The organism is Streptomyces sp. NPDC087906, assembly GCF_055584925.1.
The window spans coordinates 424,185-447,572 of record NZ_JBVJLC010000004.1; the positions used below are offsets into that span (position 1 = coordinate 424,185).

Consider the following 23,388-nt stretch of genomic DNA (forward strand, 5'->3'; position numbering starts at 1 on the left):
CGGTGACCTCTCACTCACCAACCGTAGGGGGCTTCCCATGTCTGCTGCCAACTGGCACGCATCGCCTGAGCGACTGGCATTACCGACCACCGATCGCGTCACGGGCGAGGTGCGCATACCGATTTCGCTGTTCAGCGTGGACCGGTTGCAGGCGCGGGTGCCGCTCGTCCTGTCGCGCCGCGAGGGCGAGCGGCTCCTCGGCCAGCTCACCGAACTCCTCGGTACCATGGCGCGCCTGACGGGGGTACGACCGTGACGGCGAACCCCAGCCGCACCAAGACCTTCGTCGGGGACACGGAGGGCCGCGTCAGCCGCATGCTCTTCGAAACCGAGGACGTAGCCCGCCGACGGTGGCTCGACCACCTCAACGCCTGCGACTTCTGCGGCGAGAGTCGTGACGGCAGTTCCTGCGTCGAGGGATTCAACCTCTGGAGGACAGCGCAGAGCGGCCCTCTCCTGACCGAAACCACCACTGCCCAGGCACCCCTCGTGGTGAAACGCTGGCCGAGCGGTCCCGGCTCGGTACCCAAGGCACGCCACCTGCTGCGCCGGCACCTGCACGCGTGGCACTTGCCCCACCTCGCCGACTCCGCCGAGCTGGTGCTCTCGGAGCTGGTGACCAACAGCGTGCAACACGCGCGTATCCCGGGCCGCCTGATCGAGACGCGCTACGAGCGTCTGCCCGACGGCGTACGGATCGAAGTGCACGACGCCGGAGACACCAAACCGGAACGCCGCGCCCCGTCCACCGACGACGACTCCGGACGCGGCCTGACACTCGTGGACGCACTCACCGGCGGACGCTGGGGAGTGAGCGCCCGCGCGGGAGTCGGCAAGCTCGTCTGGGCGGTCTGCACGGACGACCTCGGTGCAGGCTCCGACCATGAGACGGTGATCGAGGTTCCGCAGCGCATGACGCCCTTCTCCCCCGAGGTGACCCGTGCCGATCCCGACACTCACTGACCGCCTGCGCGCATGTCACCGCTCCGCGCTTCACCTCGAAATGCGGGACAACTACATGCGGTCCGACCCGCGCTTCATCGCCTGGCAGAGCGGTGTACGGGCCGACCCGGCGCACGAGGATCCGCGGGCGCGGCCGTGGCTGCACGTGGTCCGGGAGACGGTGGGTCGCGGGGTGGACGTGCGTCGCGCACGGATCGTGTCCGAGCCGGTCTCCGACTACATCCGGTTCGAGCATGACCTCACCGCGGGCAACGTCATGGCGGGTGAACAGGTGCGCTGGCTGCCGCGCAGACGCGCATCGGACCTCGCGCTCCCAGGGAACGATTTCTGGCTGTTCGACGGCCAACTGGTGGTGTTCCTGCACTTCGACGGCGATGGCGAACTACCACCGGACGACGAGGAAGTGAGCGTCGATCCGGCCGCGGTCACACTGTGCGCTTCGGCATTCGAGGCGGTCTGGGACCGTGCCGTACCCCACGCCGACTACCGCCTCGCCTGACAGGTCTGCCGCCGTCGGACGACGCCATTGGGGTATTCGCACGGGGCGGCGGCTTTCTGCGGTCTGATGCCATTGCGCGCAACAACGTGCTGACCACGCCCTCGCGGCAATCCCGCGCAACTGCCCACCGTCACCGCTGTGGTGACGGCATGCTGATATTCCGCCCGCGAGAACGGAGCCCATCGTGACGCTCAGGTTCATCGGCACCACCAGCGATGACGGCGACTGCCCGACCCTGTACGAAGTCGTCGAGACAGGCGACATCCTCGTGCAGGGCGAGCGGGAGACAGACCCCGAACACCTTGCGCAACTGCGGAATGTGAAGCCCTCTGAGACGTTCGTGCGTGTCCCTCGCGAGCTGCTCACGCGCTTCTCGCCGAAGGAGTGACGTGCCGGCATTGACGCCCTTCTCCGAAGCGGCCCATCTCTTCCGCGAATTCGAGCACACCGCGTGGCGTCTGGAGACGCGCCGCGGTTACGCCTCCGACCGTGAGAGCCCGAAGTGGCGGCGCTTCGTCGCAGGAGAGGACATCACTCACGATCCGCCCAACGCGTGGCGGGAGAACGTCGCCGATCAGATCGCACGCGGTAAGCGGTTCGAGCGGGTACGAGTCGTCGACGACCCGCCGACCGAGGGGCAGTTGTTCCTCCTCGCGAGCGGAGTGGGGAATGTGGCCGCAGGCGAGGACATCCGCAACATCTTCCGGGCAGATGCCCGACACCTTGGACTGCCGGAGCACGACTTCTGGCTCTTCGACTCCCGGCTTCTGATGAAGTTCGTCTTCGACAACGACGACAGGACACTCGGCGTCGAGCTGATCGACGCCCAATCCGAAGTGCTGGCCGCGTGCCAGACCAGGGATGCGGCCTGGCACCACGCTGTACGCACCGAAGAGTTCACCAGGCGGGTACGTTCCACTGCGTGAGCACGGACTTCCAGACCGGCAGGGTCGCCCTCGGTGCGCGGCTGCGAGAGCTGCGCACCGAGGCGGGCCTGAACGGCAAGGACTTGGCCGAACGGCTGGGCTGGCAACGGTCCAAGGTGTCGCGCCTGGAGAACGGGAAGCAGACCCCGTCTGTCGCTGATCTCACGGCGTGGTCCGAGGCGGTACACAGACTTGATGTCGCCGCTGAACTGGTCGCACGCCTCAAGGCGTTGGAGACGCAGTACCGGTCATGGCGCCGACAGCTCTCCCACGGCCATCGCACGCGCCAGGAACTCGCAATCGCGGAGACGGCAGGCACGCGGACCATCCGTGGTCTGGAGGTGGCCCGCATCCCTGGTCTGTTCCAGACAGCCGAGTACGCCCGGCATCTCTTCACGATCAACTCGGAGTTCCGGCAGACACCCCGAGACGCCGACGACGCGGTCCGCGGCCGGATCCAGCGGCAAGAGGCGCTCTACGAGCCCGGCCGGCGCTTCCGGTTCCTCGTCTGGGAAGGCGCGTTGCACATGCTCGTCTGCCCGCCCACGGTCATGGCCTCTCAGTTGGACCGCCTGCTGAGCATCATCGGTCTGGACACCGTCGAGCTCGGGATCGTACCTTTCGGCGCCCAGTTGCGACGCACCCCGGCACACGGCTTCTGGATCTACGACCAGCGTCTTGTCATCGTCGAGACGATCGGCACGGAAATGTGGTTGGAGGATCAGGACAGCGTAGAGCTGTACGCCCGTGCCTGGGACTGGCTCTCGGAGGCTGCGGTGTACGGCTCGAACGCTCACAAGCTGATCGGGCGAGCGCGATCCTCGCTTGCCACGTAAGCAAACAGCGCCAATCCACCGGAGCCCAGACGCAACCCGGCGCAATCGGCCGGACGACGCGCAATCGGACTCCTAGCGTCCCGTTGTATGGAAGCAACCGAGCACTCCGCATTGGTCGCCGACGCCGATTCCACTCAGCGGGCGGATCCCCGTGAACAATCCGGATCCGCGCGGCTGTTGCGGGTCCCTGCCACGTTGACGGTGCTGGCAGACACGATCCGCCCCACCACCGAGGCCACGGCGGCTGAGGCAGCCCGCGCCCCGCCCGCCGAGCGAATCCGCGCCGACAAGCCCCCCCCCCCCGCCCGCCACACGATGCGGAGAACCCATCTCCGTACACCGCAGGACCCGGCCCCGGAGGACCGCTCCATGATCGATCTCTACTCCCTGCCGCTCCCCGAGGACATCGCCTTCACCAACCACTGCGGAGGCAACCTCGGCGGCTCCAACGAGACCTGTGTCGACTCCGCCGCCATCCCCGGTCCGGTGGAGGCATTCGTCCTGCGTGACAGCAAGCCCGAAGGTGCTGACAGAGAGCTGCGGTTCACCACGGCCGAGCTTGACGACTTCGTCCTCGGCTACGCCAAGCAGCGCGGGCTGACGCTCTGACGGGTTCCCCGCCCCACCCAAGAGGAAACCAATGAGCTGGTCAGGCCACTGGCACGGGTACGGTCCCTGGACCGGCAGCAGAAACGCCTACGGCCAGGAGCCGTTGCGCCGTCCGGGGCTGGAAACAAACAGCGAGCAGACCAAAGTGTTCCTGGCGTCTGTGCTTCCACCGTTGATGACGGGCCACTGGCTGATGCGCCGAGATCAGACCGCGACCGACCGGACCTGGACGACAGACACTGAAGCGGTGGGCTGGTTGCAGACCACCTACGAAATGAACCCGCCATTCGAACGCGATGACGGCGGACTGGCGTACGTCCCTCTCGAAGACAAGATCGCCTACGCGATGGACAGCCTCACCTGCGGTGTCGACGTCTGTTGGGTGCACTACACCAAGTCGTCGAGCCTCGTGTCCTTCTCGATCGTGGCATGCCCGAATCACCACCACCCTCACATCTCGTGCCCGCTGCCGCCCACCTGACCGGCCCGAGCACGGAGAGGACCACACATGTCGCTCAGACTTCTCCTTCCCGAGGACGGAGTAACCGACCTCCTGACCACCTGGCCCGACGAACCCCGCGTGTACAGGCGTGGCACCACGCGACTCGACCACGCGATCACCCCCGGCCTGCTGGACAGCTACATCGATACGGGCTGTGTGCCTGCATCCGAGGTCGCCGTGATGAAGGCGGCCCCCGCGTTGCATCCGGGTTGCTTCACGACAGGCGGGCGTACTGATTCGGTCAAGCTCCGCAAGCTGCATGAGGACGGGTACACCGTCCGTCTCGGCAACCTCCAGCGCGTCATCCCCTTCATGGCCGGCCTCAGTCAAGAGATCCAGCGAGAGACGGGCTACTCCAACTACGCCCACGCCTTTCTCACTCCGCCCGGCGGGCAGGGGCTTCTTCACCATTGGGACCAGCAGATGGCGGTGATCGTCCAGATCTCCGGGGTCAAGCGATGGCAGCTCTGGCGGCCGGAATACCGCTCCCCTATGCGTGAGTACCAGGAATCCTTTCGTGTGTGGCAGAACGACTACATGGACAAGTGGCAGTCCGCAGGCCCCGACATGGAGGTCGACCTGAAGCCGGGTCAATCGCTGTTGTTGCCGCGCGGCTGGGTCCACAACCCGCACGCCCTGGAGTCTGATGAGCGGAGCATCCATCTGACGTTCGCCATTCGGGAGCGAACACCTCTGTGGCTGGCGGAGCGGTTGGTCGCGTCCGCGATTGAAACGCCGAAGTTCCGCCAGGTCATCCTGCCTGGCGACATCACCGGCGCACCCCTCCCCGAACGGCTGGACGAGACCCGACAGGCCCTGATCCACCTCCTTGAGGAGATCAACATGAACGCGTTCGCCAAGAGCGTGCGGCAGAGGGCGCTGACAGAACTGGATTACACGACCTGACATTCCGGTATTCGCCTTCGCTCACCATGAATGGCGAAGGGCTGTTCCACGGCAGCGGATCGGCCCTTCGTCGCAGGCTGGTCTTTCGTGGGGACCGCCGCTCTCATCGAGGAGCCGGGTGCTGTGCGGCGGATGCAGTGGTGGGCGGGCGGCGGGGGTGGCCGCGCTACGCGTCGTGTCGTACTCGGCGTACCGTCCGGGCCGTATCCGGAGCGGGTCGGGGCGGCGGCGGCGATCGGCGGCTGGAGCAGCGCGGGGACGACGGCGCCGGCCGTGGCCGGTCCGGCGTCGGCGGGCAACTGGTGGGCTGGGCGCGGCCGGTGGAGTCGCCCTGCGGGCCGCGCTGGCGACCGCGTCGGTCGCCGTGCGGCGGTGGCGCGGTGGTGGCCGGGGGCGGTACTTCCTTCGACTTGTGAACGAAGGGTGGGAGAGCGTCGGGAGAGCGCTATCCCGACGCGGGCTCCGAAGCTGGGCCGCGTGATGTTCAGGACACGTTCGGGAAACATAACCGCCTTCGACTCTTGACACCCGCCCCTCCGAGGAAGCAACCTTCCGGCAGCGCGATTTGGGAGCGCTCCCACAGCCGTAACGTACGCCGGTTTTCCTCATCGGCCCGGCGTGGTGCGCACCGGCCCCGCCCGGAACGTCCGTCCCACCTGGAACAAGGAGCAAGCGAATGCGCATGCGCATCACCCGTACCACCGGCGGACACGGCCGCAGAGCGGCGGCCGTCGCCACCACGGTGCTGACGGCATCGGCCCTGCTGCTGACCGGCTGCAGCAGCGACTCGGACAGCTCCGACTCGGCCAAGGGGTCGGACGCGAGCGGGCCGATCACGCTGACCGTCGCCGACTTCGGTCAGTTCGGCTACAAGGAGGCGGGGCTGTTCGCCAAGTACCACCAGCTCCACCCGGACATCACCGTCAAGGAAGACGTCACGGCCGACGAGAAGGTCTACTACCCCAAGCTGCTGCAGGAGTTGAATTCCGGCAGCGGTCTCGCCGATGTCCAGGGCATCGAGGTCGGCCGGATCAAGGAGGTCGTGGACACCAAGGGCGACCAGTTCGCCGACCTCAGCAAGGTCATCAACGTCGGCGACTGGGTCTCCTGGAAGGAGAAGCAGGCGACGACGTCCGACGGCGCCGTGATCGGCGCCGGTACCGACATCGGTCCGATGTCGCTCTGCTACCGCCCCGACCTGTTCAAGAAGGCGGGCCTGCCGACCGACCGCGAAGCGGTGGCGCAGAAGATCGCCGGCGGCTGGGAGGACTACCTCAAGCTCGGTGAGCAGTACAAGGCGAAGGCCCCGGCCGGCACGTACTTCATGGACTCGGCGAGCGCCATGTACAACGCCGTGGTCAGCTCGAACACCGAGCAGTACTACGACAAGGACGGCAAGCCGATCTACAAGGACAGCCCCAGCGTCAAGCAGGGCTGGAGCCTGGCCGGCGAGGCCGCGGCGAAGAAGCTGACCCAGGGACTCGCGCAGTTCAGCGACCCGTGGGTGGCGGCGCTGCGCAAGGGCTCGGTCGCGACCGTGGCCTGCCCGGCGTGGATGGCGGGCCAGATCTCCACCAACTCGGGCAACGCGTACAAGGGCAAGTGGGACATCACCCGCGCCCCGGGTTCGACCGCTGCCAACTGGGGCGGTTCGTTCCTGGCCGTGCCCAAGAGCGGCAAGCACGTGAAGGAGGCCGGCGAGCTGGTCAAGTGGCTGACGGCGCCCGAGCAGCAGGCCGCCGTGTTCAAGGCCATCGGGGTGTTCCCGTCCAACAAGGGCGCGTACGACCTGCCCGAGGTGCAGAACGCCAAGCTTCCGTACTTCAACGACGCGCCGATCGGCAAGATCTACGCCGACGAGGCGAAGGCCATCCCCGAGGCCGTGCTCGGCCAGAAGGACGGCGTGATCAAGGACACCATCTCCACCCAGATCAACAACATGGAGCAGCGCGGCACCAGCCCGGACGACGCCTGGGACGCGGCCACGAAGACGATCGACAAGGCCATCGGCTGACCCTCGGTCCGCGCGTCGGCTGACCCTCGGTCCGCGCGCGTCGGCTGACCCTCGGCCTCGGCATCGGCTGACTGTCGGCCCCGCACGGTTGACCGTCGGCCCGTGCATCGGCTGACCGTCCGCCCCCGCACCGGCCGACCCCCGGCCCGCGCAGCCACAGACCGTCGGCCCCCGCACCCGCCGGCCCTCGGCCACCGCACCCGCCGACCGTCAGCCCCCGCACCGGCCCGCCGGTTCGACCGTACGACCCTCGCCGGTGCGGGCGGCCACCCGCCGCCCGCACCGGTCCCGCCGTACCGACCCACCCCCCGCCCCAGGGAAGGACTCCCACCCGTGGCAACCACGATCCCGGCCCGGGACGCCGCCACCCCGCCGCCCCGCCCGCCGACGCCGGACACCGTGTCCAACGACCGCCAGGCGTGGCGCAGCCGGCTGTGGCGGTTCGACGACAAGGCGTCGCCGTACGCGTACATCGCCCCGTTCTTCCTCGTCTTCGCCGCCTTCGGGCTCTTCCCGCTGATCTACACCGGCTGGATCGCCCTGCACCGGGTGGAGATGACCGGTCTCGACCAGATGGAGTGGGTCGGCTGGGAGAACTTCGGCAAGATCCTGCACGACTCCGAGTTCTGGACGGCCGTCTCCAACACCTTCCTGATCGGGGTCATGTCGACGGTCCCGCAGCTCCTCGTCGCGCTCGGTCTGGCACATCTGCTCAACTACAAGCTGCGGGCCAGCACGTTCTTCCGGACGCTGATCCTCACCCCGTACGCCACCTCGGTGGCCTCCGCGGCGCTCGTCTTCGCCCTGGTCTTCCGGGCCGACGGCGGCCTGTTGAACTGGGTGCTGCATTTCATCGGCCTCGGTCACACCAACTGGACCAACGGGCACTGGACTTCGAAGATCGCCATCTCGGTCATCGTGATCTGGCGCTGGACGGGCTACAACACACTGATCTATCTCGCGGCGATGCAGGCCGTGCCGACCGATCTGTACGAGGCGGCCTCCCTCGACGGCGCCTCGCGCTGGCAGCAGTTCCGCAAGGTGACGATCCCCTCGCTGCGGCCGACGATCCTCTTCACGATCGTCATCTCCACCATCGGCTCGATGCAGTTGTTCGGTGAGCCCCTGCTGCTCGAAGGCGGCACGCTCGGCCAGACCGGCGGCAACGAGAACCAGTACGAGACGCTGAGCATTTACCTCTACAACTACGGCTGGAATCTGGGACATCTCGGTCCGGCCGCAGCGGTGGCCTGGGCGATGCTCGCCCTGCTGCTGATCATCGCGGCGATCAACTGGCTCTTCAGCCGCTTCGTGCGCAAGTCCGCGGCCTGACCCGCCCGACCGGGAGCGATACCCCATGACCCTGACCAGCCCCACCACCGCACGGCAACTCGCCCCGCCGGCCCGGCCCGACACCGCGGCCGCGCGCCGTCCGAGCCGGTTCAAGCCCGGCGCGGGACAGCAGTTGCACGGCGGCCCGTTCGCCTACGCGGCGCTGATCGTCGTCGGCATCGGCTCGATCCTTCCGCTGTACTGGACGCTGGTGGCCGCGTCCCACACGCAGGACGAAGTCCTCGCCACCACACCGCCGTTCCTGCCCGGCTCCCACCTCTTCCACAATCTGAACGCCGCCTGGACCCAGGCGCATCTCGGCAAGGCCATCGTCAACAGCATCATCGTTTCGGGCTGCATCACGGCCGCGACGCTGTTCTTCTGCACCCTCGCCGGCTACGCGTTCGCCAAGATGCGCTTCCGGGGCCGCGGTTGGCTGATGACGTCCGTCATCGCGACACTGACGATCCCGCCGCAGCTCAGTGTCGTCCCGCTCTTCATGCTGATGTCCGACATCGGCTGGGGCGGTGATCTGGAGTCGGTGATCTTCCCTACCCTGGTGAGCGCCTTCGGCGTGTTCTTCATGCGGCAGTACCTGATCGAGGCGCTGCCGTACGAGCTGATCGAAGCGGCGAAGGTGGACGGCGCGAACAACTTCCGGATCGTACGCAGCATCGTGCTGCCGGTGGCCCGGCCCGCGATGATGGTGCTCGGAATGCTTACGTTCGTGCAGGCGTGGAATGATTTCTTCTGGCCCTACCTCGCACTCAACCAGCAGAATCCGACGCTCCAGGTCGCCCTCGGCCAGCTCAGCGCCTCGTACACCCCCGACCAGTCCATCGTCATGGCGGGCGCCCTGATCAGCACTCTTCCGCTGCTCCTGGTGTTCGTGCTCTTCGGCAAGCAGATCGTCGGAGGCATCATGTCGGGCGCGGTCAAGGGATGACGTCCTGTCGTCCCTGACCGTCCGAGGGGCCCGGGAACCCGGGCCCCTTACGCTTACGACCTGCCCGTCCACGCTTGTCCCCTGCCCCTGTACGCCCACCTTGGGAGCGCTCTCAAAATGACCGCCGTACGAACCGAGACCACCCTGCAAGCAGCGGCCGCCGCGACAGACTTCCCGACGGGCTTCGTCTGGGGAGCGGCCACCGCCGCCTATCAGGTCGAGGGCGCCGCAGCCGAGGACGGCCGCACGCCTTCTATCTGGGACACCTTCAGCCGTACGCCCGGCAAGGTACGCAACGGCGACACCGGCGACATCGCGGCCGACCACTACCACCGGTTCCGCGACGACGTACGGCTGATGAAGGAGCTGGGCCTGAAGGCCTACCGCTTCTCCATCTCCTGGTCGCGGGTGCAGCCGACCGGCCGCGGCCCCGCCGTCGAACGCGGTCTGGACTTCTACCGCAGCCTCGTCGACGAGCTGCTCGAAGCCGGCATCGCGCCCGTCGCCACCCTCTACCACTGGGACCTGCCGCAGGAGTTGGAGAGCGCGGGCGGCTGGCCCGCCCGGCAGACCGCCGAGCGGTTCGCCGAGTACGCGTCGATCATGGCGGGCGCCCTCGGCGACCGCGTCGGCATGTGGACCACCCTCAACGAGCCCTGGTGCTCGGCGTTCCTGGGGTACGGCTCCGGCGTGCACGCGCCGGGCCGCACGGAACCGGCGGCGGCGCTGCGCGCTGCCCACCACCTCAACCTCGCGCACGGCAGGGCGATGGAGGCGCTGCGCGCCCAACTCCCCTCCACGGCACAGACGTCCATCACCCTCAATCTGCACCAGGTCAGGCCGCTGACCGACAGCGAGGCCGACGCGGACGCCGTCCGCCGGATCGACGCCGTCGGCAACCGCGTCTTCACCGGGCCCATCCTCGGCGGCGCCTACCCGGAGGACCTGATCGCGGACACCTCGCGGTACGTCGACTGGTCGGAGCTGGTGCACGACGGCGACCTGGCCGCCATCTCCCGCCCGATCGACGTGCTGGGCGTCAACTACTACACGCCGACCGTGGTCTCCAACCCCGGTACGGGCGTGGGGAATTCGCGCGACGACGGGCACGGCAACAGCGCGCACTCGCCGTGGCCGGGCTCCGAGCAGGTCGCCTTCCACCTCATCGAGGGCAAGCGGACGGCGATGAACTGGGCGATCGACCCCAGCGGTCTGCACGACCTGCTGCTGCGCCTCACCCGCGACCACCCCGGGCTGCCGCTGATGGTCACCGAGAACGGCGCGGCGTTCGACGACTACGTCTCGCCCGAGGGCCGCGTCGAGGACCCCGAGCGGATCTCCTATCTGCACGGCCATCTCGCCGCCGTACAGCGGGCGGTGGCGGCGGGCGCCGATGTCCGCGGCTACTTCCTGTGGTCGCTGATGGACAACTTCGAGTGGGGTTACGGCTATTCGAAGCGCTTCGGCGCCGTGTACGTCGACTACGCGTCGCAGCGCCGTATCCCCAAGGCGAGCGCGCACTGGTACGCGGACGTGATCCGCGGCAACGCGCTGCCGCAGGCGCCGCAGGCGTCGCAGGAATGACGAGGCGCGTCCCGGCCGGGTGGGGGGTAGGGATCCGGCCGGGACGCGCGTGGGGGGTCGGCTGACCGTGGCCAGCCTGGGGTGATGGCTACGTGGGGCGATCGGCTACTTGTAGGCGCCGAACGCCTTGGTGAAGGCCAGCGGCTGCTGGTCGATCGAGCTGCACGAGGCGTCGGCGCTGTTCTTCGGGCCGCCAGGGCAGGCCTTGTCGCGGGTGCCCGACCACATCGCCAGCCAGCCGATGCCCTTGGACTTCGCGAAGTCGACCAACTGGGTCGCGTCGTCGACCTTGAAGACCTCGGTGCTGACGTCGTTGACGCCGATCATCGGCGTGACGGCGACGGCCTGCCAGGCGGCGGCGTCCGAGAGGCCGAGCACGCCCTTGATCTGGGCCTGGGTCGCGGTGGCCGCCTGGATGGCGTAGCCGCCCATGTCGCCGCTGTACGAGGCTCCGTAGTCCATCGCCATGATGTTGACCTGGCCGACCTTGACGCCGTTCTCCTTGGCGTTGGCGATCAGGTCGACACCGGGCTGGGTCAGCCCCTCGGGCATCACGGGCAGGGTGAAGGAGACGTCCAGGCCGGGGTGGGCCTTCTGGAGCTGCGCGATGGCCTGGGCGCGGCGGGTGTTGGCTGCCGCGTCGGGCAGGGCGGCGCCCTCGATGTCGAAGTCGACCTTGGTGAGTTGGTAGGCGTCAACGGCCTTGCCGTAGGCGGCGGCCAGGTCGGCGGCTGAGGAGCAGGCGCCGGCCAGTTCGGTGCCTGAGGCACCGCCGAAGGAGACCCGTACGTCACCGCCGTCGGCGCGCAGGCCGCCGATCTGCGCGGCGACCGCGTCGCTCGCCAGGTCGCTGACGCCGCCCCACTTCGGGACGCAGCCGCCGCCCGACGTGATGAAGGCGAGGGTGAACTGCTTGACGCCGGTCTTGGCCGCCGTGTCCGCGAGGTTGTAGGCGGGGTAGAGCGAGGTGTCGACGTACGGCGCGAAGCCGGCGCTCGCCGCCGAGCCGCTGCCGGACGAGGGCGGCTGCGAAGTCGCGGGATCCGAGGGGACGTCGGTGGGGTCGGCGTCCTTCGTCGGCTCGGTGGTCGGTTCACCGGTCGGCGCGGTGGTCGGTTCCGTGCCGGGCTGCTCCTCCGTGGGGCGGCCGCTGGGCTGGGGGGTCGCGCCGTCGTCCACGGAGCACTTGACGCCGTCGATGAGGCACGAGACCGGGTCGGCCGCCGTGGTCGCGTTGCCGGCCGCCTGGGTGACGAAGCCGACGGTGGCGGAGGCGCCGGGCGCCAAGTCCTTGTTCCAGTCGGCCGGTTTGACGGTGACGTGCCGGCCGTCGATGCTCTGCACGCCGTTCCAGAGCGAGCTGATGGTGGTACCGGCCGGCAGGTCGAATTCGAGGACCCAGCCGGACTTCGCCTTGTCCGTGTCGTTCGTGATGACGTACTGCCCGGTGTAACCGCCGGTCCAGGAGCTGGTCTTCGTGTAGGCGGCGCCCACCGCCGACGCCTGCGCCGTGCCGGTCAGGGCGAAGGCGGCTCCGCCGCCGACGACGGCCGCGACCACCGCTCCGATCGCCTTGGTCCTGCGGGTCGCCAAGCGGCGGTGCGTCCTGCTGCCCATCGCGTTCCTGCCTCAGTGTTGCGGTGTGTACGGGGGGTGGTGGGCAGCACGCTAGCCCCAGCAGATCCGACAAAGTGCCCGTAAGGGAAGGTCGTTGATGTTCTTAGGGTGCGCTTAAGGAACGCATGGGGGCTGATTAAAGGTTCAGACCTCTGCCGGAGCGCGCCCTGACGCACCGCGTCCCCGCCTGCGCAACCGGTGACCCCGGGTGCGGTCCGGGGAGCGCCTGCCGTCCAGACCGATCCAGATCCGCACCTCGGTGCCGCCCAGCACGGACCGTCCGATCCGCACATCACCGCCCGTCGACTCGGCCACCCGGCGCACGATGTCCAGGCCGAGCCCGGTCGAGCCCTCGCCGCCGCCGCTGTTGCCGCGTACCAGCGCGGCGCCCGGGTCGGCGATGCCGGGCCCGGCGTCCGAGATCAGCAGGATCACCGCGTCGTCGCCGTTGTGCACGTCCACGGAGAAGCCGGTGCCCTCCGGGGTGTGCCGGAAGACGTTGCCCAGCAGCGCGTCGAGTGCGGCGACCAACTCCGGGCGGCCCACCGGGATACGTACGGGTCTGTCGACGCCCGCGAGCCGCACCTTGCGGCCCTCGTCCTCCGCGAGCGCCGACCAGAAGTCCATCCGGTCGCGTACCACTTCGGAGACGTCGCAGCCGACGCCGAGTCCGGCCGCCGCCGTCTGCGGCTTGGCGTCCCTGGCCGTACGGATGATGGTGTCGACCTCGCGCTCCAACTGCGCGACGGCCGCCCTGGTCTGGTCGGCGGCGGGACCGTCCCCGAGCGAGGCGGCGTTGAGGCGCAGCACGGTGAGCGGGGTGCGCAGCCGGTGCGACAGGTCGGCTGCCAGCTCCCGCTCGTTGGCGAGGAGTTGGACGACCTGGTCGGCCATGGAGTTGAACGCGACGGCGGCGGAGCGCAGTTCGGGCGGCCCCTCCTCGGGTACGCGCGCCCCGAGTTTCCCCTCCCCCAGCGCGTGCGCGGCGCCCGCGAGGCGCTGGGCGGGCTCGACCATCCGTACGCCGAGCCGGTCGGCCACGGCGACGGACCCGACGACGAGGGCGGCGCCGACCCCGGCGAGGACCAGCCAGGCGGTGGTGACCCCGTTGGAGACGTCCTTCTCGGGGACGTACACCTCGACGACGGCGATGACGCCGCTGCCGAGCCCGGTCGGCTGGAGCAGCACGGACCCGCCGGGTACGTCGGTGATGGAGGCGCGGCCGAGCCGCTGGACCGTCCGTACGTCCTTCTCGGCCGCCCGGCGCGTACCCAGCTCCAGCGGCCGGCTGCCGGCCGCCCGGGACGCGGGGATGTGCACGGCCATCTTTCGGTCGGAACCGGCGGAGGTGGAGTAGACGGCCCGCTCCAACTGCTCGCGGTCGTCGGTGATGGTCAGGGTCGGGGCGATGGTGGCGGCCTGCCGCTCGGCGTTGCTGAACGCCCGGTCCCTGGCGAGTTCCTTGACGACGAGTCCGAGCGGAACGGCGAAGGCGACGACGACCATGACGGTCACCGCCAGGGAGACCTTGACCAGGGCCCATCTCATTGCGGTGGCTCCAGTTTCACGCCGACACCGCGCAGGGTGTGCAGATAGCGCGGCCGCGCGGCGGTCTCGCCCAACTTCCGGCGCAGCCAGGACAGATGGACGTCGATGGTCTGGTCGTCGCCGTACGCCTGCTGCCACACCTCGGCGAGCAGTTCCTTGCGGGCCACGACCACGCCCGGCCGCCCGGCCAGGAAGGTCAGCAGGTCGAACTCCCGCCGGGTCAGGTCGAGTCGGGTCCCGTCCAACTCCGCCTGGCGGCGCAGCGGGTCGATGGACAGACCGCCGACCTGGATGACGCGCGAGGGGGCGACCTCGTCCGGCGTGGACCGCGAGCGGCGCAGCACGGCGGCCATCCGCGCCGACAGGTGCTCGACGGAGAACGGCTTGGTGAGGTAGTCGTCGGCGCCGTCGTTGAGCAGCCGGACGATCTCCGTCTCGTCGTCACGCGCCGTGGCGATGATCACCGGCACGTCCGTGATGCCCCGCAGCATCTTCAGCGCCTCCGACCCGTCGAGATCGGGCAGGCCGAGATCGAGGATGACCACGTCGAAGCGGAAATGGGCCACTTCGCGCAGCGCTTCCAGAGCCGTACCGACACTCCGTACGGTGTGCGCGGCCTCGGTCAAGTGCCTGATGAGGGCGGAGCGCACGAACTGGTCGTCCTCGACGACGAGCACACTTGCCATGGGCCGCACCGTACGCCATTCGAGTGAGCCGATAGGGCACTATGGCCCGGATGCGTAGCAGAGGACTCGTCCACGCGGTCGCGTGGCTGTTCGCCACAGGGGCGGCGGTCACGCTCTCCTGGTGGGGCGTGCACACGGTCATGGCGGGCACGGCCTACGATCCGCCGCGCGCCCTGCCGATCACGGCTGCCACGTCGGCGACGAAGCCGCCGCCACTGCCCGCTTCCACGCAGCGTCCTGCGCCGCCCTCACCGTCGGCATCGCGTTCGGCGCCCTCGAAGTCCGCGCGGCCGCCGGCCACGTCCCCTTCGCCGGCGCGCAGTACGCCGGGCGGCGGGTCGCCGGGCAAACCGTCGAAGAGCGCGCCCGCGCCGGACGCGGGCAATGTGCAGAGCTACCAGGTCGACGGCGGCCGGGTGGTCTTCGACATCGGCACGGTCTCGGCCGAGCTGGTCTCGGCGACCCCTGAAGCGGGCTGGCAGATGCAGGTCTGGACGGAACCCACCTGGATCCGGGCGACGTTCACCCGCAACGGCCGCGAGGTGTCGGTGTTCTGCACCTGGAACGACCATCCGCCGGTGGTCCAGTTCGACGACCGATAAGGCGACCGATAAGACGACCGATGACACGCACGGCGGTTCAGTCGAAGGTCCCCGGCGGCGGCGCGGGGGACGCCTTCGCCTTCGCGTCCGTCACGGGGGCGGCGCCGCCGGTGAAGTCGGCCAGCCCGCGGCCGTGTTCGATCCGCCCCGGGTGCGGATCGGTCGCGACCCGCCGGGTCAGCTCGGTGACCGGCAGTTCGCGGGCCGAGCCGAGCAGTACGGCGTTGCCGAAGCGGCGCCCGCGCAGCACGGCCGGATCGGCGGCCAGCGCGAGGTGCGGGAACACGGTGGCCGCGGTGGCGATCTGGCCGCGCAGATGGGCGAGCGGCGGCCCGTCGGCGAGGTTGGCCACGTAACAGCCGTCGGGCCGCAGCACGCGCCGTACGTCGGCCAGGAATTCGGCGCTGGTGAGATGCGCCGGAGTACGGGCGCCGTCGAACACGTCGGCGATCAGCAGGTCGGCCCAGCCGTCCGGCAGCTTGGCGAGCCCGGCGCGCGCGTCGGCCGACCTGACGCGTATCCGCGCGTTCGGGTCCAACGGCAGCTCGCGCCGTACGAGTTGGACCAGGGCGGCATCGGACTCGACGATCTGCTGGGTGGCGCGGGGCCGGGTGGCCGCGATGTAGCGGGCGAGGGTGAAGGCGCCGCCCCCGAGATGCACGACCTGCGGGGGCCGGTCCTGCGGCAGGACGAGATCGGCCGCATGACCGACTCTGCGCTGGTAGGCGAACGAGAGATAGCCGGGTTCCGCCAGGTCCACGTACGACTGCGGAGCGCCGTCGATCAGCAGCGTCCAGGCGCGCGGCCGCTCCCGGTCGGGCCGCAGCTCGGCGAGCCCGCCGTCGACCGTCTCGGCCACGGACTCGGCCGTGTCGCGGGTACGCCGCGTCTTCTTCGCCACGGAACCATTATCGGGCCACGGGTCAGCCCTGCTACCGGCAGCGGTCGGCAGCGGCCCGCTACCGGCAGCGGTCGGCTGCCTCGATCATGCGGGCCGCCTCGCCGAGCGCCTTCCGCAGCACGGCCGGGTCGGTGACGGGCCCTGCCGTGTCCGGCGGCAGCAGCCAGCCGGAGCCGACGACCGGCGGTTCTTCGGCGGGGATCCGCAGCCCGCGCCCGGCGGTCCTCGTACACGCGCTGCCGGGGACGTCCCAGGCCTCGGCGGTGCCGGGCGGGACCAGAAAGCCGAGGGTGTCGCAGGATCCGTCGTGCAGGACGGGTCCCACCTCCGGTGTGGTGCCGCGGCGCAGGATGTCCACCGCCTCAAGTCCCTGCCGCGCCGGAACCGTTACCAGGTCACAGGGTTCCGTCGCATCCCCGGGAGGTGCGCCGTACTCCTGGTTGGGCGTGTGCTGAGCAGTCGTTCCTGAGCCAGGGCTGGCTTCCATGCCGACCTCCACATCCAACAAGGGAAACAACCTCCTCGTCGCTGAAGAACACGTTCTGCGCCTCCAGATGGTTCACCTGTTTCAACGCGAAACAACGTCAACAGCTACGGCGGCGCACCGCCGCAAAGGATGGCACTTCATGGCAGATCATGGGTGAGATATCCGGTTTGTAGGCAAACCGTGGGTAAGTGGCCCGTCACAGCAGGTACGTTCTTGCCCCGCCGGACCAAGAGAGGGCTCCGCCATGGCGTCGTCACGGGCAGTTCCCAACCTCGTCTTCCGTCGGCTGCGGGGAAACCGCTCGCCGGGCGAGTTCGCGGCCGCCGTGCGCAGGGCGGCGCGGGAGATCGGTGAACACGTCGCGTGCGACGCCCGTTATATCGGTCGGGTGGAGGCAGGCGAGATCCGCTGTCCCAACTACGCGTACGAGCGCGTATTTCTCCATATGTTCCCCGGGCTCGCCCTGGCGGACCTGGGCTTCTCGGCACGCGAAACCGTACGCGGCCGGGCGGCGCGGCCCGTCGTGGCCGGGCCGGACCACAGCCATACCAGCGAGGAGAGCGACGTGCTGCGTCGCGCATTCATGACGAGCGGCACCGCCACGGTGGCGGCTGCCGCCTTCGGCCGCGGCACCGCGCCCGCCGTCGCCGTGCCCGCCGTCGCCCTGCCCGCGCCCCGGCTGCCCGCGCCCCGGCGGGTCGGCGAGGCCGAGGTACGCGCGGTGGAGGAGGAGGTACGGCGGATCCGGCTGCTCGACGACCGGCACGGCGCCGACGGGCTCTACCGCAGGGCCGCGCTGCCGCTGCGCAACGCGTACGCGCTGCTCGACGCGGGCGCCGCCGCCAGCAGATCCACCACCGAGCGGCTGCATTCGGGCGCCGGCGAACTCGCCATCTCGGTCGGCTGGCTGGCGCACGACTCGGGCCGCTTCGACGAGGCCCGCTCGCACTACGCGGAGGCGCTGGCGACCGCGCGGGTCGCCGACGACCCGGCCCTTGAGGCGCACGCGTTCTGCAACACGGCGTTCCTCGCCAAGGACGCGGGCCGGCACCGCGAGGCGGTACGCGCCGCCCAGGCCGGCCGGCGGGCCGCGCGGCATCTGTCGTCGGCCCGGCTGCTCTCGCTGCTGGCGCTGCGCGAGGCGAGCGGCTGGGCCGGGCTCGGCGACCGTACGAGCTGCGAGCAGGCGCTGCGCCAGGCGCACGACCTGTTCGCCGCGGGCCCTTCGGACGCCGACCCCGAGTGGATGTCCTTCTTCGGCGAACCGGAGCTGGAGTGGCTGGAGGCGCAGTGCCACGCGACGCTCGGCGACTGGGCCGCCGCGGCGGGGCACGCGTACCGGGCGACGGTGCTCCAGGACCCGCGCTTCACCCGCAACCTCGCGCTCTACCGCGCCGAGTTGGCCACTGACCTGGCACGGGCGGGAGCGCCGGACGAGGCGGCCGCCGCCGGGCAGCAGGTGCTCGACCTGCTGGACGAGGTCCAGTCGGCGCGCATCCAGCGGATGCTCGCGACGACGGCGCGGGTGCTGCGGCCGCAGCGGCGACTGCCCGAGGTGAGCGCGTTCCTGGACCGCCACGCGGTGACGGACCCGCGCGCGATCTGAGGCGGCGCGCGACCCCTGTACTACCCGCGCGTACTACCCGCGCGCGATCTGAGGCCGCGCGCCTCCCCCGTACCCGCGCGCTGTCCCCGCACCTCCGGGCGCCCCCGCACCTCCGGCGCCCCGGCCCCCCGGCCCCGTACAGCGTCCGTCCGGTCAGACCTGTGCCGCCGCCGGTCAGACCTCCAGGTGCGACGAGTCGTTCCAGACCTCGACCGCCGGCGCGTCGTACGCCCAGCCCAGCACCGAGAGCGACGCCGGGTCGAGTCTGATCCGCGCCGCGAACGACACGTCCTCGCCCAGCCAGCGCGCCCCGATCGCGCGCAGGATGTGGCCGTGCGCGAAGACCAGTACGTCCCGGTCTGCCGACCTGGCCCACGCCACGACCTCGTCGGCGCGGGCCGAGACGTCCGCCAGGGTCTCCCCGTCCGGGACGCCGTCGCGCCAGATGAACCAGTCGGGGCGGTCCGACTTGATCTGCGCCGGGGTCAGCCCCTCGTAGCCGCCGTAGTCGAACTCCAGCAGCGCGTCCCACGGCTCGGCGCTGTCCCCGAACCCGGCCAGCTCGCAGGTGTCGGCCGCCCGTACCAGCGGGCTGGTGCGCACCTCGGCGCCCGGGAGCCCCGACCACGGTGCGCGCTGCAAGCGTTCGCCGAGCAGCTTGGCGCCCCTGCGGCCCTCGTCGAGCAGCGGGATGTCCGTCCTGCCGGTATGCCGGCCGGACAGCGACCAGGCCGTCTGACCGTGCCGGACGAGCAGGATGCGCGGTGCCATGGAGGCTCTCCCTGGAGGTTTCACAGACAAGTGCCGGTCCATCATCGCGCACCTGAACCGAGGGCAACCTCTGGGCGGATCTTCGCGTCCCTCACCATTGGGGTGATGATGTTTCGTACGTTGATCCGAAGGACACCCGCCGGAGAGGCCAGGCGTACGGCACCGTACGGTTGAACGTCGGCCGAAAGCTGCATTACAACATGATGGAGATCGTCCGGATGTCGTACAGCACCAGCGAGCCGCCGAGGCGGCCGCGCCCCCGGCCTCGCTGGTGGGCGGAGCTGCTGGTGATCGTGGTGGTCTACGCCGCCTATTCGGGCGGCAGACTGCTGGCGCGCGGTGACGTCTCGACGGCGGTCGACCACGGACTGGCGATCCTGCGCATCGAGCAGACGCTCTTCCTCAACGCCGAGCACCCGCTGAACCGGCTGTTCACCAGCACCCCGGCCCTTGGGATACCCGCCGACTTCGCCTACGCGTCGCTGCACTACCTCGTCACGCCCCTGGTGCTGATCTGGGTCTTCCGGCGCGGCCCCGCCGTGTACCGGGCGGCACGCACCTGGCTGATGCTCTCCACCCTGCTCGGGCTGATCGGCTTCACCCTGCTGCCCACCTGCCCGCCCCGGCTGCTCAGCGCCGGGCACGGTTTCGTCGACACGATGGCGCAGTACAGCTCGTACGGCTGGTGGGGAGCGCAGGCGAGCGCGCCGCGCGGCCTGGGCGGGATGACCAACCAGTACGCGGCGATGCCGAGCCTGCACGTCGGCTGGGCGCTGTGGTGCGGGGTGCTGCTGTGGCGGCACGCGCGCACCCCGCTGATGAAGTGGCTCGGCGTCGCCTACCCGCTGCTGATCGCCGTGGTCGTGATGGGCACGGCCAACCACTACCTGCTCGACGCCGTGGCCGGCGCCGCCGTGATGGCGGTCGGCGCGCTGCTCACCAAGCCCGCGCTGGCGCTGGCCGACCGGCTGCGCGACCGGATGGACGAGACGGCGTCGACCACCGGCTCCCGCCTCACGCATGCCGTGCTGACTCTCCTGTCACACCCCGCCGCCGCCCCCCGCAGGACCTCGATTGTCAGCGGTGGGTGCGAGACTTCGGCGGGTGAGCGATTCCCCGGGCAGCGGGCCCGCACCAGTACCTCCGGCGCAGCCGCCGTCGATCCCGACGCCGAAGGTCCCGAAGGCGACGTCGCAGGCGTCCCGGACGACACTCAGGCAGCGGCTCGCTGAGCTGCGCGGCCCCGATGTCGCACCGCACCCGCTGGACGCACGCGCGCTGGCCGCGCTCGCGGCGAACCCCGGCTGCCGCAGACGCGCCCTGCTGGACGGCGCGGGGGTGGACAAGGCGGCGCTCGCCACCGCGCTCGGCTCCCCCGCCCCCTTCGGCCAGTCGCAGTTCGCCTTCATGCGCGGGAACGCGTTCGAGGCGAAGGTGAAGGGCGACGGCGGTACGGAGCTGCTGCGGCTGGTGCATGAGCGGCTCGGCACCCGCGCCCCGGTGCCGTCACCGGCCCCCGTCCCCGGCGAGTCGCTCGTACCCGACCTGTCGGCAGCCGGTCCTGAGGGCCGCACGGCCCGTACGGCGCTGGCGCTGCGCGAGGCGACCGCCGCAAAGGCGTGGACTCTGCTGGACCATCCGCTGCTCGCGCTCGAAGTGGCGGGTTCACCGGCGTATCTGGAGCCGGACGCCGTGGTGGTGCATCCCGACGGCCGCTGGACGGTCGTGGAGATCAAGTCGTTCCCGATGATCGACGGTTCGGCCGACGCGGCGAAGGTGGGCGCCGCCGCGCGTCAGTCGGCCGTGTACGTGCTGGCGCTGGAGCAGGTCGCAGCCCGCGCCTCCGGCGCCGCGGTGGACCACCGGGTCCTGCTGGTCTGCCCCAAGGACTTCTCCAACCTGCCGACGGCCTCGGTCGTGGACGTACGCAAGCAACTGGCGGTGACCCGCCGCCAGCTCGCCCGGCTGACCCGGATCGAGGACATCGCCGACACGCTCCCCGAAGGGACGACGTTCGACGTCGAGCTGCGCTCGGGCGAGGAGCTGACCAGCGCGGTCGAGTCGGTGCCGGCCGCGTACGCGCCCGAGTGCCTGGCCGCCTGCGAGCTGGCGTTCCACTGCCGGGACCGGGCCCGTACGGCGGGCGCGGTCGAGTCGCTGGGCCGTGGGGTACGGGGCGAGCTGGGCGGGCTGACCACGGTCGGCGCCGTGCTGGCGGCGGCGCACGGCGAGTCGGGTGATCCGGCGGATCCGACGGTGGCGGCGCTGCGGAGGGCGGCGGCGCTGCGGGCGGAGGCGCTGGCGCAGGCGCAGGCGGAGGCGCCGAGGCAGGCCCAGGTTCTGGAGCGGGCGCAGACCCTGGAACAGGATCTGGAACAGGACCTGGAACAGGCGCAGGTTCTCGAGCGGGCGCAGGCGGGCCGCTGATGTCGCTGATCAGTACGCTCGCCCGGCTGGAGGCGGTGGAGAGCGGCCGGGCCAGGCCGCTGGCGACCGTCCGGCACCGCAGGATCTCCCCGGCGCCGCTGGTCCTCGTACCGCTCACGACAGCGGGCGAGGCGGGCGCGCCGCTCGGCGCGCTCGTCGGCACGGACCGTACGGCGCCGCGGCTGCTGACGGTGGCCCAGCCGCGCGACCGCGACCTGCGGTTCGCCTTCCTCGCCGAGCTGGCCGACGCCGTACTGCCGTATCTGGAGTCGTACGCGGACGACGTGGAGCCGGCCGAGCGCAGCGAGAGCGATCCGGAGACGGGGAAGCGGGTCAAGGTCGAGGTGGAGCTGTGCGCCGACGCGCCGCAGCTCGTCGTGCCGAACCGGCCGGGGGTCGACTTCGTCCGGCTGCTGGGCCGTTCGATGCGGTTCCGGCGCACGGTGGAGGACGACCCGGACACCCCGTACCCGGCGCCCGCGCGGGTGCCGCTGCTCGGCCGCTGGCTGACGCACTACGGCGAGCGCGCCCGGGTGCCGGGGTCCTCGCTGCTGCCCGCCATGACGGATCTGCTGAACCGGCACTGGGCGACGGGCCAGTCGAATCTGGAGGACCAGCATCTCGGCGCGCTGCTCGCGTGGATCGATCCGCCGGAGGGGCTCACGGGCGCGGAGGCGGCGCTCCGGGCCGAGCTGCGGCGGGACGCGACGGGGCAGTTGCTCTGCCCGCCGGCCGGACCCGCCACGGACCCGGCGTTCGACAACCGCCTGCTGGCCCCGGCGATCGACCGGTACGACCGGGCGCGCCAGGCGCTGGCGTCGGCCGAGGAGGGCGCGTACGCCGACGAGCAGTTGGGCCGGCTGACGGCGGCGGAGCGCGACATCCGCGAGCTGCTGGCCGGGGTCATGCGGCCGACGTGGGACGCGGTGTGGCGCGGTCTCGACCTGCTGCGCGAGCTGCCGGAGGGCGCCCGGGTCACCGACCGCTGGACCCGCGACCGCTGGTCGTTCACCGGCCACCGCGACCGGGTGCGGGCCGGCGAGCCGCCGCAGCCCCGGCGGGACGACGCGGTGACGGCGGCGCGAAAGCTGGCGGCGCGCGAGAGCGCCCAGGCCCAACTGGAGGCGCAGGAGGCGCTGGACGACCCGCTGGTGCTGGCGGGCCGCCGGCTGGCGGGCGAGGCGTTCGTCGGGGAGGTGACGGAGGTGGTGATGGCGTACAGCGAGAGCAAGCGCCCGGCGCCGCGTCCGCTCGTGACGGTACGGACCGACGACGCGCCGCGGCTCGGTGGGCGGACGAAGGTGTACCGCTCGCTGGACGGCAAGCCGCAGTCGGCGGAGTTCGTGGAGTCCCTGGATCCGCACGATGTCCTGGACGCACGGGTGGTGCTGCGGCTGACCGACCGGATGGGTCGCAGCAAGGAGCCCGCGCCGGGATCCGTGCCGGAGCAGGGCGATCTGATCGCCTGGACGCTGTTCGAGCACGACCAGCGCGGCGGCGCGAAGCTGCCCGACCCCGAGGACACGCCGTGGACCCACGGCGGCCCCCCGGAAACCGACCGGACGCCGACCCTGCCGGAGCCTGATCCGGTGACGGAGGAGGATCTGCTGTGACGGCCCCGCCCTT

Annotated in this window: 24 protein-coding genes; 18 read left to right on the plus strand and 6 right to left on the minus strand. The window is 70.6% G+C overall.

Annotated features, from left to right (window positions below; genetic code table 11):
- The first annotated feature begins 37 nt into the window (after window positions 1–37).
- The 13 genes from ACZ63I_RS15510 to ACZ63I_RS15570 all read left to right on the plus strand — a co-directional run bounded on the left by ACZ63I_RS15510 (window position 38) and on the right by ACZ63I_RS15570 (window position 11,117).
- On the plus strand, window positions 38–256 hold the full coding sequence (locus ACZ63I_RS15510) for a hypothetical protein (RefSeq protein WP_469338925.1): 219 nt from the start codon (window positions 38–40) through the stop codon (window positions 254–256).
- Window positions 253–963 (plus strand): ATP-binding protein, encoded by a 711-nt coding sequence (locus ACZ63I_RS15515; RefSeq protein WP_469338926.1) that lies wholly within the window; start codon window positions 253–255, stop codon window positions 961–963. The genes ACZ63I_RS15510 and ACZ63I_RS15515 overlap by 4 nt, the downstream gene beginning before the upstream one ends.
- The gene (locus ACZ63I_RS15520; protein WP_469339246.1) at window positions 947–1,462 is read left to right on the plus strand and encodes a DUF6879 family protein; all 516 of its coding nucleotides are present in this window, start codon (window positions 947–949) and stop codon (window positions 1,460–1,462) included. Before ACZ63I_RS15515 ends, ACZ63I_RS15520 begins: the two co-directional genes overlap by 17 nt.
- A gap of 184 nt (window positions 1,463–1,646) precedes the next feature.
- Window positions 1,647–1,850 carry a hypothetical protein gene (locus ACZ63I_RS15525; protein WP_469338928.1) on the plus strand — a complete coding sequence of 68 codons (204 nt, stop codon included), beginning with the start codon at window positions 1,647–1,649 and terminating at the stop codon, window positions 1,848–1,850.
- A 1-nt stretch (window position 1,851) separates the two neighbouring features.
- Complete coding sequence (locus ACZ63I_RS15530; RefSeq protein ID WP_469338930.1) at window positions 1,852–2,388, plus strand: DUF6879 family protein; 537 nt, start codon at window positions 1,852–1,854, stop codon at window positions 2,386–2,388.
- A complete protein-coding gene (locus ACZ63I_RS15535; protein ID WP_469338932.1) occupies window positions 2,385–3,224 on the plus strand; it encodes a helix-turn-helix domain-containing protein in 840 nt (279 codons plus the stop codon). The genes ACZ63I_RS15530 and ACZ63I_RS15535 overlap by 4 nt, the downstream gene beginning before the upstream one ends.
- A gap of 369 nt (window positions 3,225–3,593) precedes the next feature.
- The gene (locus ACZ63I_RS15540; protein ID WP_469338934.1) at window positions 3,594–3,833 is read left to right on the plus strand and encodes a DUF397 domain-containing protein; all 240 of its coding nucleotides are present in this window, start codon (window positions 3,594–3,596) and stop codon (window positions 3,831–3,833) included.
- Between the two features lie 31 nt (window positions 3,834–3,864).
- Window positions 3,865–4,314 (plus strand): hypothetical protein, encoded by a 450-nt coding sequence (locus ACZ63I_RS15545; protein ID WP_469338935.1) that lies wholly within the window; start codon window positions 3,865–3,867, stop codon window positions 4,312–4,314.
- Window positions 4,315–4,341: 27 nt separating this feature from the next.
- Window positions 4,342–5,241: a JmjC domain-containing protein gene (locus ACZ63I_RS15550; RefSeq protein WP_469338937.1), complete on the plus strand. Its 900-nt coding sequence runs from the start codon at window positions 4,342–4,344 to the stop codon at window positions 5,239–5,241.
- Between the two features lie 682 nt (window positions 5,242–5,923).
- Entirely contained in the window at window positions 5,924–7,255 is a 1,332-nt protein-coding gene (locus tag ACZ63I_RS15555) for an ABC transporter substrate-binding protein (protein ID WP_469339248.1), read from the plus strand.
- 333 nt (window positions 7,256–7,588) lie between these two features.
- Window positions 7,589–8,587 carry a carbohydrate ABC transporter permease gene (locus ACZ63I_RS15560; protein ID WP_469338938.1) on the plus strand — a complete coding sequence of 333 codons (999 nt, stop codon included), beginning with the start codon at window positions 7,589–7,591 and terminating at the stop codon, window positions 8,585–8,587.
- A 25-nt stretch (window positions 8,588–8,612) separates the two neighbouring features.
- A complete protein-coding gene (locus ACZ63I_RS15565) occupies window positions 8,613–9,533 on the plus strand; it encodes a carbohydrate ABC transporter permease (RefSeq protein WP_469338939.1) in 921 nt (306 codons plus the stop codon).
- 117 nt (window positions 9,534–9,650) lie between these two features.
- On the plus strand, window positions 9,651–11,117 hold the full coding sequence (locus ACZ63I_RS15570) for a GH1 family beta-glucosidase (RefSeq protein WP_469338941.1): 1,467 nt from the start codon (window positions 9,651–9,653) through the stop codon (window positions 11,115–11,117).
- Between the two features lie 105 nt (window positions 11,118–11,222).
- On the opposite strand, the gene ACZ63I_RS15575 is transcribed toward ACZ63I_RS15570, so the two are convergent.
- The 3 genes from ACZ63I_RS15575 to ACZ63I_RS15585 all read right to left on the minus strand — a co-directional run bounded on the left by ACZ63I_RS15575 (window position 11,223) and on the right by ACZ63I_RS15585 (window position 14,968).
- Window positions 11,223–12,734 (minus strand): cellulose binding domain-containing protein, encoded by a 1,512-nt coding sequence (locus ACZ63I_RS15575; protein WP_469338942.1) that lies wholly within the window; start codon window positions 12,732–12,734, stop codon window positions 11,223–11,225.
- 144 nt (window positions 12,735–12,878) lie between these two features.
- Window positions 12,879–14,282, minus strand: coding sequence for a sensor histidine kinase (locus ACZ63I_RS15580; RefSeq protein ID WP_469338943.1), 1,404 nt, complete (start codon window positions 14,280–14,282; stop codon window positions 12,879–12,881).
- Complete coding sequence (locus ACZ63I_RS15585; RefSeq protein ID WP_469338945.1) at window positions 14,279–14,968, minus strand: response regulator transcription factor; 690 nt, start codon at window positions 14,966–14,968, stop codon at window positions 14,279–14,281. The genes ACZ63I_RS15580 and ACZ63I_RS15585 overlap by 4 nt, the downstream gene beginning before the upstream one ends.
- 41 nt (window positions 14,969–15,009) lie before the next feature.
- Between ACZ63I_RS15585 and ACZ63I_RS15590 the strand changes: the two genes are divergently transcribed.
- On the plus strand, window positions 15,010–15,570 hold the full coding sequence (locus tag ACZ63I_RS15590; protein ID WP_469338946.1) for a hypothetical protein: 561 nt from the start codon (window positions 15,010–15,012) through the stop codon (window positions 15,568–15,570).
- Between the two features lie 37 nt (window positions 15,571–15,607).
- On the opposite strand, the gene ACZ63I_RS15595 is transcribed toward ACZ63I_RS15590, so the two are convergent.
- Window positions 15,608–16,471 carry a spermidine synthase gene (locus ACZ63I_RS15595; RefSeq protein WP_469338947.1) on the minus strand — a complete coding sequence of 288 codons (864 nt, stop codon included), beginning with the start codon at window positions 16,469–16,471 and terminating at the stop codon, window positions 15,608–15,610.
- Window positions 16,472–16,529: 58 nt separating this feature from the next.
- Window positions 16,530–16,958, minus strand: coding sequence for a hypothetical protein (locus ACZ63I_RS15600; RefSeq protein WP_469338949.1), 429 nt, complete (start codon window positions 16,956–16,958; stop codon window positions 16,530–16,532).
- Window positions 16,959–17,202: 244 nt separating this feature from the next.
- Here ACZ63I_RS15600 and ACZ63I_RS15605 point away from each other — a divergent pair, with 244 nt between their 5' ends.
- On the plus strand, window positions 17,203–18,564 hold the full coding sequence (locus ACZ63I_RS15605) for a tetratricopeptide repeat protein (protein WP_469338950.1): 1,362 nt from the start codon (window positions 17,203–17,205) through the stop codon (window positions 18,562–18,564).
- 174 nt (window positions 18,565–18,738) lie between these two features.
- Here the strand turns inward: ACZ63I_RS15605 and ACZ63I_RS15610 are convergent, their stop codons facing one another.
- Complete coding sequence (locus ACZ63I_RS15610; RefSeq protein ID WP_469338952.1) at window positions 18,739–19,335, minus strand: histidine phosphatase family protein; 597 nt, start codon at window positions 19,333–19,335, stop codon at window positions 18,739–18,741.
- A gap of 203 nt (window positions 19,336–19,538) precedes the next feature.
- On the opposite strand from ACZ63I_RS15610, the gene ACZ63I_RS15615 reads away from it, so the two are divergent.
- Genes ACZ63I_RS15615 through ACZ63I_RS15625 form a run of 3 tightly spaced genes read left to right on the plus strand, consistent with a single transcriptional unit; the run spans window position 19,539 to window position 23,375 of the window.
- Window positions 19,539–20,567: a phosphatase PAP2 family protein gene (locus ACZ63I_RS15615; protein ID WP_469339249.1), complete on the plus strand. Its 1,029-nt coding sequence runs from the start codon at window positions 19,539–19,541 to the stop codon at window positions 20,565–20,567.
- Window positions 20,497–21,762 (plus strand): hypothetical protein, encoded by a 1,266-nt coding sequence (locus tag ACZ63I_RS15620; RefSeq protein WP_469339251.1) that lies wholly within the window; start codon window positions 20,497–20,499, stop codon window positions 21,760–21,762. Before ACZ63I_RS15615 ends, ACZ63I_RS15620 begins: the two co-directional genes overlap by 71 nt.
- Complete coding sequence (locus ACZ63I_RS15625; protein WP_469338953.1) at window positions 21,762–23,375, plus strand: hypothetical protein; 1,614 nt, start codon at window positions 21,762–21,764, stop codon at window positions 23,373–23,375. Before ACZ63I_RS15620 ends, ACZ63I_RS15625 begins: the two co-directional genes overlap by 1 nt.
- Window positions 23,376–23,388: the final 13 nt, after the last annotated feature.

Excerpts from the sequence above, each read along its gene's own strand:
- ACZ63I_RS15585 (WP_469338945.1), bottom strand. The coding sequence starts at position 14,968 with ATGGCAAGTGTGCTCGTCGTCGAGGACGACCAGTTCGTGCGCTCCGCC.
- ACZ63I_RS15550 (WP_469338937.1), top strand. The coding sequence starts at position 4,342 with ATGTCGCTCAGACTTCTCCTTCCCGAGGACGGAGTAACCGACCTCCTG.
- ACZ63I_RS15575 (WP_469338942.1), bottom strand. The coding sequence starts at position 12,734 with ATGGGCAGCAGGACGCACCGCCGCTTGGCGACCCGCAGGACCAAGGCG.
- ACZ63I_RS15605 (WP_469338950.1), top strand. The coding sequence starts at position 17,203 with ATGGCGTCGTCACGGGCAGTTCCCAACCTCGTCTTCCGTCGGCTGCGG.
- ACZ63I_RS15615 (WP_469339249.1), top strand. The coding sequence starts at position 19,539 with ATGGAGATCGTCCGGATGTCGTACAGCACCAGCGAGCCGCCGAGGCGG.
- ACZ63I_RS15545 (WP_469338935.1), top strand. The coding sequence starts at position 3,865 with ATGAGCTGGTCAGGCCACTGGCACGGGTACGGTCCCTGGACCGGCAGC.
- ACZ63I_RS15580 (WP_469338943.1), bottom strand. The coding sequence starts at position 14,282 with ATGAGATGGGCCCTGGTCAAGGTCTCCCTGGCGGTGACCGTCATGGTC.
- ACZ63I_RS15570 (WP_469338941.1), top strand. The coding sequence starts at position 9,651 with ATGACCGCCGTACGAACCGAGACCACCCTGCAAGCAGCGGCCGCCGCG.
- ACZ63I_RS15555 (WP_469339248.1), top strand. The coding sequence starts at position 5,924 with ATGCGCATCACCCGTACCACCGGCGGACACGGCCGCAGAGCGGCGGCC.
- ACZ63I_RS15610 (WP_469338952.1), bottom strand. The coding sequence starts at position 19,335 with ATGGCACCGCGCATCCTGCTCGTCCGGCACGGTCAGACGGCCTGGTCG.
- ACZ63I_RS15625 (WP_469338953.1), top strand. The coding sequence starts at position 21,762 with ATGTCGCTGATCAGTACGCTCGCCCGGCTGGAGGCGGTGGAGAGCGGC.
- ACZ63I_RS15565 (WP_469338939.1), top strand. The coding sequence starts at position 8,613 with ATGACCCTGACCAGCCCCACCACCGCACGGCAACTCGCCCCGCCGGCC.
- ACZ63I_RS15600 (WP_469338949.1), bottom strand. The coding sequence starts at position 16,958 with ATGGAAGCCAGCCCTGGCTCAGGAACGACTGCTCAGCACACGCCCAAC.
- ACZ63I_RS15540 (WP_469338934.1), top strand. The coding sequence starts at position 3,594 with ATGATCGATCTCTACTCCCTGCCGCTCCCCGAGGACATCGCCTTCACC.
- ACZ63I_RS15510 (WP_469338925.1), top strand. The coding sequence starts at position 38 with ATGTCTGCTGCCAACTGGCACGCATCGCCTGAGCGACTGGCATTACCG.
- ACZ63I_RS15590 (WP_469338946.1), top strand. The coding sequence starts at position 15,010 with ATGGCCCGGATGCGTAGCAGAGGACTCGTCCACGCGGTCGCGTGGCTG.